Origin of the sequence: Gluconacetobacter tumulisoli (assembly GCF_014174155.1) — a bacterium.
Classification (GTDB): Bacteria; Pseudomonadota; Alphaproteobacteria; order Acetobacterales; family Acetobacteraceae; genus Gluconacetobacter; species Gluconacetobacter tumulisoli.
The window spans coordinates 117707-132398 of the sequence record NZ_JABEQM010000010.1; the positions used below are offsets into that span (position 1 = coordinate 117707).

Genomic DNA, 14692 nt, shown 5'->3' on the forward strand with positions numbered 1-14692 from the left:
CAGGCATTCCGGTGAGGAAAAAGGCGACGTAGATCGTCGTCGCAAGCCACCCTTGCCATGAGGCGGGGGATGCGTCGAATCCGAATGTCCTGGATTGAGTCAGGCCGGGTTTGAAACCTGTTTCATCCTGATTTCCCGGCCGGACCAAGCTGTCGCCGCCAAAGCCACCCCGGGGCATCGGGCCCTCGGGGTGGCATTCGGCCTCAGCCGCGCTGGTCGAAGGACGGGAAGTCGCGCTGGGGCGACCCGGTGTAAAGCTGGCGCGGGCGGCCGATGCGCTGGCCGGGTTCCTCGATCATTTCCTTCCACTGGCTGATCCAGCCCACGGTGCGGGCGACGGCGAACAGGACCGTGAACATGCTGGTCGGGATGCCCATCGCCTTCAGGATGATTCCCGAATAGAAATCGACGTTCGGATACAGGCTGCGCTTGACGAAATATTCGTCGTGGATGGCGATTTTCTCCAGTTCGATCGCCAGGTCCAGCAGCGGATCATCCTTGATGCCGAGTTCGCCAAGCACTTCGTGGCAGGTCGCCTGCATGATCTTCGCCCGGGGGTCGAAGTTCTTGTAGACACGATGCCCGAAGCCCATCAGGCGCACGCCACTGTTCTTGTCCTTCACCTTGGCGATGAAGTCCGGAATGTTGTCCTTGTTGCCGATCTCGGCCAGCATTTTCAGCACGGCCTCGTTGGCGCCGCCATGGGCGGGGCCCCACAGGGCGGCAATGCCGGCGGCGATGCAGGCGAACGGATTGGCGCCCGTCGAACCCGCCAGACGCACCGTGGAGGTCGAGGCATTCTGTTCATGGTCTGCGTGCAGGATCAGGATCCGGTCCATCGCGCGGGCCAGGACGGGATTGACCACATAGGGCTCTGACGGATGCGCGAACATCATCGACAGGAAGTTTTCGGCATAGTTCAGGTCGTTGCGCGGATATACGAACGCCTCGCCCTGCGTGTATTTATAGGCCCAGGCCGCGATCGTCGGCAGCTTGGCGATCAGGCGCATCGCCGACAGTTCGCGGCTGGCGGCGTTCGAGATGTCGGTGCCTTCGTGATAGAAGGCCGACAGGGCGCCGACGGTGCCGCAAAGGATCGCCATCGGATGGGCGTCGCGGCGGAAGCCGTTGAAGAAATTCCGGATCTGCTCGTGCAGCAGCGTGTGCGACTTGATGGTGGCGACGAACGCATCGTTCTGCGCCCGGGTCGGCAGTTCGCCGTTCAGCAGAAGGTGTGCGACTTCCAGAAACGTTGCCTGCTCGGCCAGCTGGGCGATCGGATATCCCCGGTGCAGCAGCACGCCCTTGCCGCCGTCGATGAACGTGATCTTGCTCTCGCAGGATGCCGTTTCGCCATAGCCTGGATCGAACGTGAATACGCCCAGGTCGGCGGCGATCTTGCGGATATCCAGAACGTCAGGCCCCAGGACTCCGGACAGGACCGGCAGACTGGCGGTTTTGCCTTCTAGCGAGACGGTGGCCACTTTTCCTGACTCGGTCATCAAACTCTCCTCTTGGTCGTTCGCCGCCTTGCGGTGCGACGGATCTCATCCCAAACCTGCGGGCACTCCTGTCCTCTGTGTGACAGTTCGTTGCGTGGCCCATCGATGCGCCCCCGTTCGGGACGGCAGGCATGCGCCGAGATAAGGACGAAACGACAGACGTGGCAACTCCGCCGAAGCGGGGTCCGTCATGCCGTCAGGCGCATAGCACCAGGGAAAGAGTGGCCCGTTTTGCCGCCAGGTCGTGCCAGTGGCCATGGATCCGGAAAGAGGCAATGGAGGCCGTGGGAAAACCGCGGATCAGGACGGACTTGTCCGGGTCGTCGATGGCCCGCCCCGCCAGGTCCAGGGTCAGGTGATACAGGTCCGGATTGTGCCCTATCACTATGATATTATTGAACTTATCGGGTATGAGCCGAATGATGTCGAGAATGCTGTCGGGACCGGATTCATACAGCCCGGCCTCCTGAACGATGGTGGGGGGCGGGGCCGCGGGAAAGGGGCCCAGCGCGGTATAGGTTTCGCTGGACCGGATAGCCGGGCTGATCAGGACCAGGTCGGGATGGAAGCCGATCTCGCGCAGTTGTGTTCCCCGCTGCCCCGCCTTGCGGCGCCCCGATGGCGTAAGGGGACGGGACAGGTCGCTGGCCCGCCCCAGGTCGCCATGCGGGGCGGGGAAGGCCTCGGCATGGCGCATCAGCACCAGCGTGCGCGCGCCGGGGACGGCCGCGTCGTCCGATTTTGCCATATCCGGCATCAGGACGTGCCGTTTCCCGCGGTCTTGCGGGCGATCGCCTCGTGATGGCGGATGACTTCCTTGATGATGAAGGCCAGGAATTTCTCGGCGAAATCGGGATCGAGCTGCGCCGCCGCCGCAAGTTCGCGGAGCCTGCGGACCTGTCGCGCTTCGCGTTCCATGTCGGCGGCCGGCATGTCGTGGCGGGCCTTCAGTTCGCCGACGGCCTGGGTATGGCGGAACCGTTCCGCAAGCATGTAGATCAACGCGGCGTCGATATTGTCGATGCTCCGGCGCAGCGCCAGCAGGGTGTCCCGCGCACCCTGCTGTGTGGCGTCGCCTGACGTCTGGACGGTCGTATCGATGGCCGTGCTGTCGCTCACGTGAACATGCTCCTGAATGTTGATCGGCACTATCATATCACCATACAGGTTTTCAGGAATCGTCGGGCAGGTCGATCCATGCGAGATGTCCGCCCTTGCCGGCGCCCGTATCGGTAAAGACCGAGCTGCCCCCGGCGCGACCGGCGCGAACCCACGGGCGTCCATCCGTCGACCGCCGGTCATGCCCGCAATAGACCGTGTATCCCGCCGGGATATGGTCGACCCAGTTCAGGCGCCGTTCGGGGTAGCCGTCCTTCTGCATGCGTCCCGTCGTTTCGCCGAACAGCGCCCGCGACAGGACCGGCGTGACGAGGCCCAGCCCGGAGGGCGGACGTTCCGTCAGCATCCGCGAATGAAAGCCGCCATGCACGAAGATCCGCCGTCCGAGCACCAGCCAGGGGGGGGCCTGGGCGATGTCGTGCCATGCCCTGCGTCGGACGTCCTCGTTCTCCGGCGCCTGGAACTGGCGCAGGGTTTCCGTCAGCGGCGCGTCGCGACGCAGTTTCTGGCCGGCCAGCGCACGGGCCAGCTTGCGGTCATGGTTGCCCAGGATGAACAGCCCGCGTCCCTCGTCCAGCAGGCGTTGCATCAGGCGGAACGTTCCCGCGCTGTCGGGCCCATGGTCCACGAGGTCGCCAAGCTGAATCACGAAACGGTCGGTGGCCACCGCATGGCGGAAGGCCCGCAGGTCGCCATGAACGTCACCCACCACCCGAATCGGTCGTCCCGCGATCAGGCGTTCGACGACGGCGCTGTCGTAGGTCGCAGGCACGGTATCGGGCGGCACGAAGGACGGCAGGCCGGGCGACCGAAGATCGTCGGCGGCGTAGGGCTGCGCGGATCCGGAGGGCGGGCTGGGGTCCAATCGAAATTCCGTTTCTGGCGTCAGAGGGGCGATAACAGAGTCCGTTTCCTGATATTGGTATGAACATCCCATTCCGCCATGTCCTCCCGGGCCAATGGAGGCGAGACGGAAAGGCGCGTGTTTGGGAATGATTGAAGCAGACTGACGCGTCGGCTCTTCGGTTGACAGAAAAATAGAAGCTATTTTTGCATATCTGCCATTCATTTCCTGTCAGGTAGGCCCATCCAGCGGGGATGGCTCTGTTCGATATAGGCCAGAATCCGATCGACGCGGCGACGCAGGATCGCAAAGTCGTCGGACAGCAGAACCAGTCCCAGCGGCAGCATCCAGATCCCCAGCAACGGGAGAATGGACAGAAAACCGCCCAGAATCAGCAATCCCCCCGAAAGCAGCCGCCAACGTCGGCGCGACGGTACCCGTAGCCAGTTCACCGTCCGGCGCAGCCGGTGCGGTGCCCGTGCCAGGAGCAGGCCGATCCGGCGCTCGCGTTCGGCCAGTGCATTCAAAACGACGGAATGGGTCATGCTGTAACACTCTTTTGTTGTGACGCGCCGGACGGGAAAGAGAAGAGATTGTGTGTCGGACAGGGATTAGGCGGGATGATACCACCGGTCAGGCCGTCGGACGGATGCGGACCGGGACGGGCGTTGCTGCCGGACGCGGGACAGGCGATTCTGCACTTTCCCGCGACATAAAATGAAAAGACACGAGGAAAGGTTCCATGATCGATCACAGCCGAATCCGGAACGCGGCCTTCCGGGCAAAAATAACCACTGCCGAGGAGGCTGCCTCTTACATCCGTCCCGGCGCCATGGTTGGCATGAGCGGCTTTACCGGGTCGGGCTACCCCAAGGCCGTCCCCCAGGCGCTGGCCGCGATCATGGGCGTCGAGCACGACAAGGGAAATCCGTTTCGCATCCGCCTGTTCACCGGTGCTTCGACCGGTCCCGAGCTGGACGGCGCGCTGGCGAAGGTCAACGGAATCTCGTTCCGTATGCCCTATAATTCGGATGCCACGCTGCGTGGCCTGATCAACAAGGGGGAGGCCGAATATCTCGACATGCATCTCAGCCATGTCGCCCCGATGGTCTGGCAGGGATTCTTCGGCGACATGGATGTCGCGGTCATCGAGGCTGTCGCCATTCGCGAGGACGGCACCATCGTCCCGTCGTCTTCGGTCGGCAACAACAAGACGTGGGTCGAATCCGCGCGCCAGGTGATCATCGAGGTCAATAGCTGGCAGGATGCGGCGCTGGAGGGCATGCACGACATCTGGTACGGCACCGCCCTGCCGCCCGAGCGCCAGCCGATTCCGCTGCTGCGGCCGGATGACCGGATCGGCCAGGCGACGTTGCGTGTCGATCCGTCCAAGGTCGTTGCAGTCGTCGAAACCTTTGCCCCGGACCGCAACGCCCCGTTCTCGCCCCCCGATGCGGCGGCCAAGGCGATCGCCGGCCATCTGATGGAATTCTTCCGTCATGAGGTCGCGCGCGGTCGCCTGCCGCAGTCGCTTCTGCCGCTGCAGTCCGGCGTCGGCAACGTCGCCAATGCGGTGATGGGCGGCCTGGAGGAAGGACCGTTCGAGGACCTGACCGCCTTCACCGAGGTCATTCAGGACGGCATGCTGGGCATGCTGGAATCCGGCAAGATGCGCGTCGCATCGGCCACGGCCTTCTCCCTCAGCCCCGAGGCCGCCGAATCCCTGAATGCGCGCATGACCGAATTCCGGTCCAAGATCATCCTGCGGCCCCAGGACATCAGCAACCATCCCGAACTGATCCGTCGCCTGGGATGTATCGCGATGAACGGGCTGATCGAATCGGATATCTACGGCAACGTCAATTCGACCCAGATCATGGGATCGCGCGTTCAGAACGGGATCGGCGGTTCCGGCGATTTCGCGCGCAACGCCTACATTTCGGTCTTCATGACGCCGTCCACCGCGAAGGGGGGCAAGATCTCCGCGATCGTGCCGATGGCATCCCATGTTGATCATATCACGCAGGATTCGCAGGTCCTGGTGACCGAACAGGGGCTGGCCGACCTGCGCGGCCTGTCGCCCAAGCAGCGTGCGGAAACCATCATCAAGAACTGCGCGCATCCCGATTACCGGCCGATGCTGCAGGACTACTTCAAGCGGGCGAAGGAAGGGTCCTACGGGCTGCAGTCGCCGCACCTGCTGAAGGAATCGCTGTCGTGGCACCAGCGGTTCATCGAAACCGGCTCGATGCTGCCGGCCTGACGCACAGCATCCCCCGACCCATTCGGGCCGGGGGATGCCATCCATGATCCGGTACAGGGCATCAGGTCCTGATGGGTTTGGGCAACGCCCGACCCTGGTCAGACCGCCGCTTCCGCACGGGCCTGTCCGGCCATGGTCGAAGCGTGTTCCAGATCGACGGACAGCACGCGACTGACCCCGCGTTCCTGCATCGTCACGCCATAGAGCCGGTCCATATGCGCCATCGTCAGCTGATGGTGCGTGACGACCAGGAAGCGCGTGCCGGCTTCGGCCACCATGTCGCCCAGCAGGGCGCAGAACCGGCCCACGTTGGCGTCATCCAGCGGCGCGTCCACTTCGTCGAGGACGCAGATCGGCGCGGGGTTGCAGCGGAACACCGCGAAGATCAGCGACAAGGCCGTCAGCGCCTGCTCGCCACCCGACAGCAGGGACAGGGTCGCCAGTTTCTTGCCAGGCGGCTGGGCATAGATCTCCAGCCCCGCCTGCAATGGGTCGTCGTTGCCCACCATGCCCAGATGCGCGCGGCCGCCGTTGAACATCCGGGCGAACAGCGCCTGGAAATGCTGATCTACCTCGGTGAACACCGCCAGCAGCCGCTCGCGCCCCTCGCGGTTCAAGGCACCGATTGATCCTCGCAACCGGGCGATGGCGGTTTCCAGCTCGTCCTTTTCGGTCCGGATGACGGCGATGCGGGTCTCGGCCTCGTCGGCTTCCAGCTCGGCGCGCAGATTGACCGGCCCCATGTCCTCGCGCTCGCGCGTCAGGCGGGCGATCTTTCGCCGCAGGCTGCTTTCGGCGGCTTCCGTCAGGTCGGGCGGCACCACGCCCGGCGGTTCGGGCGTCTCCGTCAGAAGCTGCGTCAGGATGGCCTCGGCCTGCTCGTGTCGCCCCTCGGCGCGCAGCAGCCCCTCGCGCGCGGTCGCCAGGGCAGCGTCGGCATCCCGCCGGCCGGCCTGGGCCTGGGACAGGGCGGCCTCGGCCGCCGCAAGCGCACCGGTCACGGCGTCATATGCGGCCTGGGCCTGCCCCAGGGCCTCGCGCGTTGTCTCGCGCGTGCGGAGGACTTCGTCGGGCAGGGCGGACAAGCGCGCATGTTCGGCCTGGGTGGCCGCCAGCCGCGTGGCGCTGTGCCCGGCCTGGGCGATGGCAGCTTCGTGCCGGGCGGACCAGTCCGCGATGGCGTCCCGCAGACCGGCGAGGCGCGTCTGCGCCGTCTGGTCCTCGCCGGCCAGGGCAGCGCGACGATCGCGGGCGGCATCCTCTACCTGGCGGGCCGCCACCAGTTCCTCGCGCAGGGTCCGGATATGCTCGGCGATCGCGTCCGGGTCGGGCAGGGTCGCCTGTTCCGCGACGATTCGCGCCAAGGTCCGGGCCGCGTCGTCCCGTTCCTGGCCCAGAGTTGCCAGACGCGGCGCCTGGGCTTCGATCGCGCTGCGGGTTTCGATCAGGGTGGTCTGAAGGGCGGAATGGGCGGATTGCGCCTGCTCCAAGGCCTTCTCTGCCTCCAGCCGGTGCTGCCGTGCGGATTCCAGCGCCTGCGTCGCCTGCGTTACCCGCGATTGCGCGGCGGTCAGGACCGTTTCGACATCCTGGATGGGGGGTAGGTCGGACAACGCCTGTTCGGCTGCCTGCCGGGCAGTTTCGGCCTGCTGGGCCTCGCGGACGATGCGCTGCAATTCGGGGACGATCGTGGCCAGGCGGGTTTCGGCCTCATCATGGCGGGCCGCGGCGGTCCCGGCGGCCCGCCGCGCGGTTTCCAGAGTCGTCTCGGCCCGGCGCCGGGCATCGCGGGCCGTGCTTTCCGCGGCCTGCGATGCCTGTTCCCGCTGGCGTGCCGCGTCGTGGTCACGCCGCAACTGCGCCTCGTCCGGAAGGCCGGACAGGGCCTGTCGCGCGGCGGCCAGCGTGGCTTCCGCTTCGGATTTCCCCTGCACGGCCTGTTCGTGTTGCGGCAGCACGGTGTCCAGCCGCGCCCGGACCGTGGCGTCCAGCCGGCTGATCTCGGCCTCGTCCGCCCGGGCCTGGCGCAGGATGGTCTCGACCCGTGTACGCTCGGCGCGGGCGCGGATCACGGCGTCGGCGGCCTGGATACGGGCGGATTCGGTCGCGGCCTGATCTGCCTGTGCCGCCGGCAGGTCGGCGCGGCGGGTCGCCAATGCCGCCGCCGTTTCCCGCAGGCGGTTGCGCTGTTGCAGCAGAAGCGCCGCACGGCTGGGCAGGCCCGGCGCCAGGCGATAGCCATCCCAGCGCCAGAGCCCACCATCCCGGCGCACCAGGCATTGACCGGGACGCAGCTGCAGCTGCAACGGGGCGCCGTCCATGCCGTCCGCCAGCAATCCGACGGCCCCCAACGCCCGGCCCAGGGCAGGCGGGGCCATGACCAGCGTGGAAAGCGGGACGGTGCCCTGGCCCGGGAGGACCTGCGTCGCCAGGTCCGGCAGGAGATGCCACAGGCGCGGGGCATCCGGCTGGACCGACGCCTCCAGCCCGTCGGCAAGGGCGGCGGCCAGCGCGGTTTCCAGCCCGTCCGGAACCGTGATGTCGTCCACCACCCCCCGAACCCCGGCGTTGCCGTCATCGGCGGCCAGCGCCCGCGTCAGCCCCTCGGCCTGGGCCTCCAGGCGCGACAGGTCGGCCTTCACGTCCGATAGATGCTGCGCGGCCAGGTCGCGCGCCGTTGCACGGGCGACCAGATCGGCCTCGGCGGTATCCAGCGCCTGCCCGGACTCCGCGACCTCGCGTTCAGCCTGTTCCCGGGCGACGCGCGCGGCAGTCAGCTTGTCCGGGTCGACGATCCCGGCGCGGGCCTGTGCCAGATCGCGGTCCAGCGTCTGGAATCGCGCCACGGCGCGGGCCTGTGCCGATTCGGCTGTCTGCAGGGCGGATGTCAGGCCGGCGCGCCGGGTGCTGGCTTCCTGCATCCGGGCGCGGGCCTCGATGTGCGCCGCGGACGCCGCCTGCCGCTCCAGCTCCGCCTGTTCCAGGGCACCGCGGGCCGTCATCAGGGCCGATTCCGCCGCCGCCACCTCGTCGCGCAAGGCGTCGCGCCGATCCTGCGCGACCTGCTGCGACAGCGCGTCAGCCTGGCGGCGTTGCAAGCTTTCCTGCTCCGTGCGCAGGGCGGCCGCGCGTTCGGAGGTCTGGGCCAGGCGCTGCCGTGCGTCGTCATGCAGGCGACGGGTCTCGGCGACCGCATTGCGGGCCAGGTCGGCCGCCACCACGGCGTCGGCCTGCGCTTGCGTCGCCTGTTCCAGGTCGGTCCGCGATTGTGCCAGCGTTTCGGTCGCCACGGCCAGGGCTGCGACATGGGCGTCCAGTGTGCCCTGGTCGGGAAGGGCTTGGCGCAGCGTATCCAGCTGCGTGGCCAGATGGCCGTACTGTTCGTCCAGGCGCAGGTGGCGGCCCAGGGCGTCCCGATAGGCTTCGGCCGTCTGGTGGATGCGGCTGTGCGCCGTGCCGGCGTCGGCGGTGGCGCGTTCCAGCGTATCTTCCGCGCCGCGGACGCCGGCCGTCGCCGCCCGCAATGCCGCGTCCGCGTCGGCGATATCGGCGGGCAGGGTGGCCAGCCGCGCGTCGATCGCGTCCCGTTCCGCCTGAAGGCGGGATACATTGGCTTGCGCGTCGTCCTGCCGGGCCTGGGCCGCCTGATGATCGCTTTCACCCTGGCGGAGGCGTTCGGTGGCGGCCGAGGCCGCCTCGGCGGCGCGGTGTTCTTCCTGCGCGATGCCTTCGGCGATCAGTTTCTGGCGTTCCAGTACCGTGCGGCTTTCATCCGTCCGGATCCGCAGGGCCGGGATGTCGCGATTGGCTTCGAATTCCGCGATGACGGCGCTTTCGGCCGTTTCCTCGGCCTGGGTCAGGGCCTGACGGGCCTGGCGGGCCGCCGTTCCCGCACGTTCGACCGCCAGCCGGGCGCGGGCATGCAGCAGCGCCAGCAGCGTGATTTCGGCTTCGCGCAGGCCGGAGGATATCTCGCGATAGCGGCGGGCCTGCTGCGACTGGTCGCGCAGATTGTCCAGATGACCTTCCAGCTGCACGCGCAGGTCGTCGGCGCGCGACAGATTGGTCTCCGTGGCGCGCAGCTTCAGTTCGGCCTCATGCCGGCGGGCGTGCAGGCCGGTAATCCCGGCGGCTTCCTCCAGGATCGAACGCCGTTCCTCGGGCCGTGCGTTGACCAGGGCCGAAACGCGCCCCTGGCTGACCATGGCCGAGGACCGTGCGCCCGACGCCAGGTCGGCAAACAGCGTCTGCACGTCGCGCGCGCGAATGGGCTTGCTGTTGACGCGGTAGTCGCTGCCGGCCCCGCGCTCGGCGCGCCGGCTGATCTGCAACTCGTCCTGGTCATGCAGCGGCGGCGGGGCGATGCCGGTCGTGCCCTCCAGCGTCAGCGTGACCTCGGCCAGGTTGCGCGCCGCGCGTGCAGCCGTCCCGGCGAAGATAAGGTCATCCATCTCGCCGCCGCGCAGCGATCGGGCGGAACTTTCGCCCATTGCCCAGCGCAGGGCCTCGACGACATTCGACTTGCCGCACCCGTTGGGGCCGACGATACCCGTCAGCCCGGGCAGGATATCGACCGAAACGGGGTCGGCGAAGCTCTTGAACCCGACGATGCGCAGGCGGACGAAACGGGCGGTCATGAGGCCACGAACCGGATCAGGCGGCCGAGGCAACCTGCTGGGCGAAGGCGTCGTAGGTCATTTCCTGTCCGATCTGGACCTTGTCGTTGAAGCGGAAGGTCGGTGTGCCCTCGATCTTGTAGAGCGCCTGCGCACGGTTTTCCTCGTCCATGATGGCCTGGCGCAGCGTGTCGTCGGCGACCGTCTTCTGGAACAGGTCGGCCGGCATCCCGGCCAGAGCAGCCATCTTCTGCAACTCGTCCTGCGGATTGACGTCGCGCGCGAAGGCCCAGCGGTCCTGGCTGGACAGCAGCGACAGCACGAAGGGCTCGTACCGTTCCGGCGGCAGGGTGCGGGCGACCATCGCGGCCATCAGCGCGATCTGATCCAGGGGGAAATCGCGGAAGATATAATAGACCTTCCCGCTGTCGATCAGCTTGGTCCGGATTTCGGGGAAGACTTCGGAGGCGAAGCGCGCGCAATGGGTGCAGGTGAGGGAAAACCATTCCTCGACATGGACCTTGGCGGCGGGGTTGCCGGCGGCGCGGACCGACATGCGCGGATCGGTGGCCGCTCGGGCCGTGCCTGCGACCAGCTGCGGCCCGAACAGCAGGGCGGGAGTCGCGGTTGCAAGCAGGGTGCGGCGCGTAACGGACATGGCTGAACGGTCTCCGGCAGGCTGGGACGAAGGGGGCGCGTGAAAGGCGACAGAGCCCACAAAGCGCGTGAACGTCAAGGTGCCCGCGTAACGGTGGCCGGTGGCGGCGCGGCCTCCCCGGTGGGCCGGCCAGCCCACCATGCCGACAGGGCCGAGCCCGAGATATTGTGCCACACCGAAAAGATCGCCCCTGGCAACGCGGCCAGAGGGCCGAAATACAGGCGCCCCAGCGTGGCGGCCAGGCCGGAATTCTGCATGCCGACCTCGATCGCCAGTGTCCGGCAGGTGCTTTCGTCCAGGCGCAGCAGGCGGCCGCCCCAATAGCCGCCCAGCAGGCCGATGCCGTTGTGCATTACCACGGCCAGCAGGACCACCGGTCCGGCAAAGGCCAGCGCCGGGCGTGTCGCCGCGACGATGGAGCCGATGATCGCCATGATCGCCACCATGGCCACCAGCGGCAGGGCGGATTCGACGCGCCGGATCAGGCGGCCGGCGAAGGCATTGACCGCGACGCCGCCGATGACGGGCAGGGCGACCAGTTCGACGATGCTGCGCAGCAGGCCCCAGACATTCACGGCGACGTCGGTCGAGACGTACAGGCGGGTCAGGAACGGGGTCGCGACGATGCCCACCAGGGTCGACAGCGTGCTGATGCTGACGGACAGCGCGACGTCCCCCCGGGCAAGATAGATCATGACGTTCGACGCCGTCCCGCTGGAGACGCTGCCGACCAGGATCATGCCGACCCTGAGGGCCGGCGGCATGTCCAGCATCCACGACACCAGCCATGCCGCCAGCGGCATGACGGTGTAATGAAGCCCGATCCCGGCCAGGACCGGCGCGGGACGCACGGCGATCCGTCGGAAATCCGCCGCCGTCAGCGTGACCCCCATCGTGAACATGACGAACGCCAGCAGCGGGGTGATCGCGGGCGACAGGGCCAGGAACGGTCCCGGCACGCCGATCGCGGCGGCCGAGACCAGTATCGCCCACAGGGGAAACAAGCGTGTAAGGATCTGCAAGAAACGAAAATCCGCTTGCGGAGGCCGGACGGGCATGCGCCCGTCCGGCCATATGGATCAGGGGGTTGGGGGTGGCGCCGGCAACCGGACGCGGACCTTGCGGATATGCAGCGAATCGGCGTCCAGCACCCGAAAGACCAGACCGCTGCCATGTGTCAGGACTTCGCCGCGCGTCGGCACGTGCCCGGCCAGGAAGAAGACAAGTCCGCCGACCGTCTCGATTTCCGCCTCGCGCTCGGCTTCGGTCAGGATCGGCCCCATGCGGGCCTCGAACTGTTCCACGGGCATCCGGGCGTCGACATCGAACGTGCCGTCCGGCCGTTCCTGGATCAGGACGGCAGTCGGTTCGTCATGCTCGTCGGAAATGTCGCCGACGATGGTTTCCACCAGGTCCTCGATCGTCACCAGGCCGTCGACGCCACCATATTCGTCGATGACCAGCGCCAGATGGACGCGCCGCTGGCGCATCTGCAACAACAGGTCCAGCACCGGGATCTGGGGCGCCACCATCAGGGGCTGGCGCAACAGGGACTCGACATTGAAGGCTTCGCTGGTGCCGGCGTAGGCGATCAGGTCCTTCACGTGAATCATGCCGACGATGTCGTCCAGCTGTTCGCGGTAGACGGGCATGCGCGAATGATTTTCCCGCCGCATCAGCGCCAGCGCGTCGGCAAGGCTGAGGGCCACCGGCATCGCCACGATGTCGGCGCGCGGCACCATCACGTCATCGGCGGTGATTCCACGCAGGCGCAGGACATTGGCGATCAGCGCGCGTTCCTGGCGGTCCAGTTCCGATGCCTCGCCAGAGCCGTCGCCCTCGGCCTCGTCGGCTTCCTGCACCAGGGCGGCGATCGAATGGCGCAGCCCCTGTTCGACCCGCCGCCGCCCGAACAGCGCGCGCAGGCCGCGGCTGCGCGGTCTGGCGGCAGGCGAGGCGTCGTCGGACCGGCCCGGACCACCATCCGGCACCGGCTCGGGCGGGGGGCGGCTCATTGGTCGTCCCCCGCCATGCCGGCCCGATTTTTCCAAGGATTGGGAACGGCGAGGCGCCCGAGAATCCGGGCCTCCTCCATTTCCATCCGTCGCGCCTCGCCGGCCTGATGATGGTCATGGCCGCGCAGATGCAGGATCCCGTGGACCACCAGATGCATCAGATGGTGGCGGATCGGGCGACCGGCGGCCCTGGCCTCGCGCCGGACGGTGTCCAGCGCGATCATGACGTCGCCCCCCGGATGGCCAGCCGGATATTCGAACGTCAGCACATTGGTCGGCTTGTTCTTGTTCCGGTGCCGGGCATTCAGCCGCCGGATGGCGCGATCGCTGTCCAGCACGATGGTGACGGGGGCCGACCCGCAGGCCTCCCACGCCGCCCGGGCGGTGCGCTGGACGAGCGCGCCCACCCGGGGGACGGCGCCATGCCAGCGTGGATCGGCCACGATTACGTCAAATTCGGCCTCGTCAGGAGGCAGAATGGGGGAAAGGCCGACGGCCGGACCGGCCATCGGCGATATTTCCGGGACTCCGTCAGGATTAACGGAGTTCTGGCTACTTCGAGGTTCCATTGTTCTCCCGGCGCGCCCTGCTGCGGGACATGTCCCTTTCGGCCGCCGCCCGCTGATCATAGGCGTCCACGATGCGCGCGACCAGCGGGTGACGCACGACGTCGCGGGATTCGAAGCGCGTGATGCCGATCCCGGGCAGGCCTTCCAGCGTGTCCACCGCATCGCGCAGGCCCGACGGCACGCCATTGGGCAGGTCCACCTGGCTGAGGTCGCCGGTCACCACCATGCGCGTGCCCGTGCCCATGCGGGTCAGGAACATCTTCATCTGGGCCGAGGTGGTATTCTGCGCCTCGTCGAGGATGACGAAGGAATGCGCCAGGGTGCGCCCGCGCATGAAGGCCAGCGGCGCGACCTCGATTTCGCCGGTGCCCATGCGGCGCACGACCTGGTCGCCCGGCATCATGTCGTGCAGGGCGTCGTACAGCGGACGCAGATAGGGATCGATCTTGTCCTTCATGTCGCCGGGCAGGAATCCCAGCCGTTCGCCGGCCTCGACGGCGGGGCGGGACAGCACGATCCGGTCGACCTGGCCGGCCTGGAGCATCGCCACCGCCTGCGCGACCGCCAGGTAGGTCTTGCCGGTGCCGGCCGGGCCGATGCCGAACACCATTTCGGTCTGGGCCAGCATTTCCATGTAGCCGGCCTGGCCGGCGGAACGCGGGGCAATGGCGCCGCGCCGCGTGCGAATCGCGGGAAGTTCGGACAGGGTCAGCAGGTTCGTGCCTTCGGGGGACATTTTCGACCTTCCTTCCGTCGCCGGGGGGGGAATGGGGGGACGGGAGGGCGCGGCCATGCGGATCGCAGCCTCGATTTCGGCGGTATCCAGCCCGGTACCGGATTCCAGCTTGCGATAGAGGCCGGTCAGGGCGATTCGGGTGCTCTCGACACGTCCGGTCTCGCCATTGATGGCGATGCGGTTGCCGCGGCAGGACAGCCGCACGCCGAAGCCGCGTTCGAGAAGAAGGAGATGACGGTCATGATCCCCGACGAGCATCGCCAGCAGGGCATTGTCGTCGAACTGAAGGGTAACCGTCCGCATGGCGTCGGCGCCATGCCGTGACGGATCCTGGGGGGAAGGCGTCCGTGTCGGGCGCTGGCCGGACAGG

General features: G+C 67.4%; 12 protein-coding genes. 1 reads left to right on the forward strand and 11 read right to left on the reverse strand.

The genetic code is table 11. From position 1 onward, the window contains the following. Window positions 1-203: 203 nt before the first annotated feature. The 5 genes from gltA to HLH28_RS13020 form a co-directional block, all read right to left on the reverse strand. Window positions 204-1502, reverse strand: a complete 1299-nt coding sequence (gltA, locus tag HLH28_RS13000; protein WP_182959833.1) for a citrate synthase — start codon at window positions 1500-1502, stop codon at window positions 204-206. A gap of 196 nt (window positions 1503-1698) precedes the next feature. Then, window positions 1699-2259: a SixA phosphatase family protein gene (locus HLH28_RS13005; RefSeq protein WP_246396120.1), complete on the reverse strand. Its 561-nt coding sequence runs from the start codon at window positions 2257-2259 to the stop codon at window positions 1699-1701. Then, window positions 2259-2603, reverse strand: coding sequence for a chorismate mutase (locus HLH28_RS13010; protein ID WP_338029734.1), 345 nt, complete (start codon window positions 2601-2603; stop codon window positions 2259-2261). Before HLH28_RS13010 ends, HLH28_RS13005 begins: the two co-directional genes overlap by 1 nt. A 70-nt stretch (window positions 2604-2673) precedes the next feature. Then, window positions 2674-3393 carry a metallophosphoesterase gene (locus HLH28_RS13015; protein WP_338029735.1) on the reverse strand — a complete coding sequence of 240 codons (720 nt, stop codon included), beginning with the start codon at window positions 3391-3393 and terminating at the stop codon, window positions 2674-2676. Between the two features lie 293 nt (window positions 3394-3686). Beyond that, window positions 3687-4010 (reverse strand): hypothetical protein, encoded by a 324-nt coding sequence (locus HLH28_RS13020; protein WP_182959837.1) that lies wholly within the window; start codon window positions 4008-4010, stop codon window positions 3687-3689. Window positions 4011-4207: 197 nt separating this feature from the next. Between HLH28_RS13020 and HLH28_RS13025 the strand changes: the two genes are divergently transcribed. Then, on the forward strand, window positions 4208-5728 hold the full coding sequence (locus HLH28_RS13025) for an acetyl-CoA hydrolase/transferase family protein (protein ID WP_182959839.1): 1521 nt from the start codon (window positions 4208-4210) through the stop codon (window positions 5726-5728). Window positions 5729-5826: 98 nt separating this feature from the next. On the opposite strand, the gene HLH28_RS13030 is transcribed toward HLH28_RS13025, so the two are convergent. From HLH28_RS13030 to HLH28_RS13055, 6 genes are all read right to left on the reverse strand, one after another. After that, the gene (locus HLH28_RS13030) at window positions 5827-10365 is read right to left on the reverse strand and encodes an AAA family ATPase (RefSeq protein WP_182959841.1); all 4539 of its coding nucleotides are present in this window, start codon (window positions 10363-10365) and stop codon (window positions 5827-5829) included. A gap of 16 nt (window positions 10366-10381) precedes the next feature. Next, window positions 10382-11002, reverse strand: coding sequence for a thioredoxin domain-containing protein (locus HLH28_RS13035; RefSeq protein ID WP_182959843.1), 621 nt, complete (start codon window positions 11000-11002; stop codon window positions 10382-10384). 74 nt (window positions 11003-11076) lie between these two features. After that, window positions 11077-12024, reverse strand: coding sequence for a ketopantoate/pantoate/pantothenate transporter PanS (gene panS / locus HLH28_RS13040; RefSeq protein ID WP_246396122.1), 948 nt, complete (start codon window positions 12022-12024; stop codon window positions 11077-11079). A 57-nt stretch (window positions 12025-12081) separates the two neighbouring features. Continuing rightward, window positions 12082-13017 carry a hemolysin family protein gene (locus tag HLH28_RS13045; RefSeq protein WP_246396124.1) on the reverse strand — a complete coding sequence of 312 codons (936 nt, stop codon included), beginning with the start codon at window positions 13015-13017 and terminating at the stop codon, window positions 12082-12084. Then, a complete protein-coding gene (gene ybeY / locus HLH28_RS13050; protein WP_182959853.1) occupies window positions 13014-13526 on the reverse strand; it encodes an rRNA maturation RNase YbeY in 513 nt (170 codons plus the stop codon). Before ybeY ends, HLH28_RS13045 begins: the two co-directional genes overlap by 4 nt. Before the next feature lie 43 nt (window positions 13527-13569). Beyond that, on the reverse strand, window positions 13570-14580 hold the full coding sequence (locus HLH28_RS13055; RefSeq protein ID WP_408869848.1) for a PhoH family protein: 1011 nt from the start codon (window positions 14578-14580) through the stop codon (window positions 13570-13572). Window positions 14581-14692 lie beyond the last annotated feature (112 nt).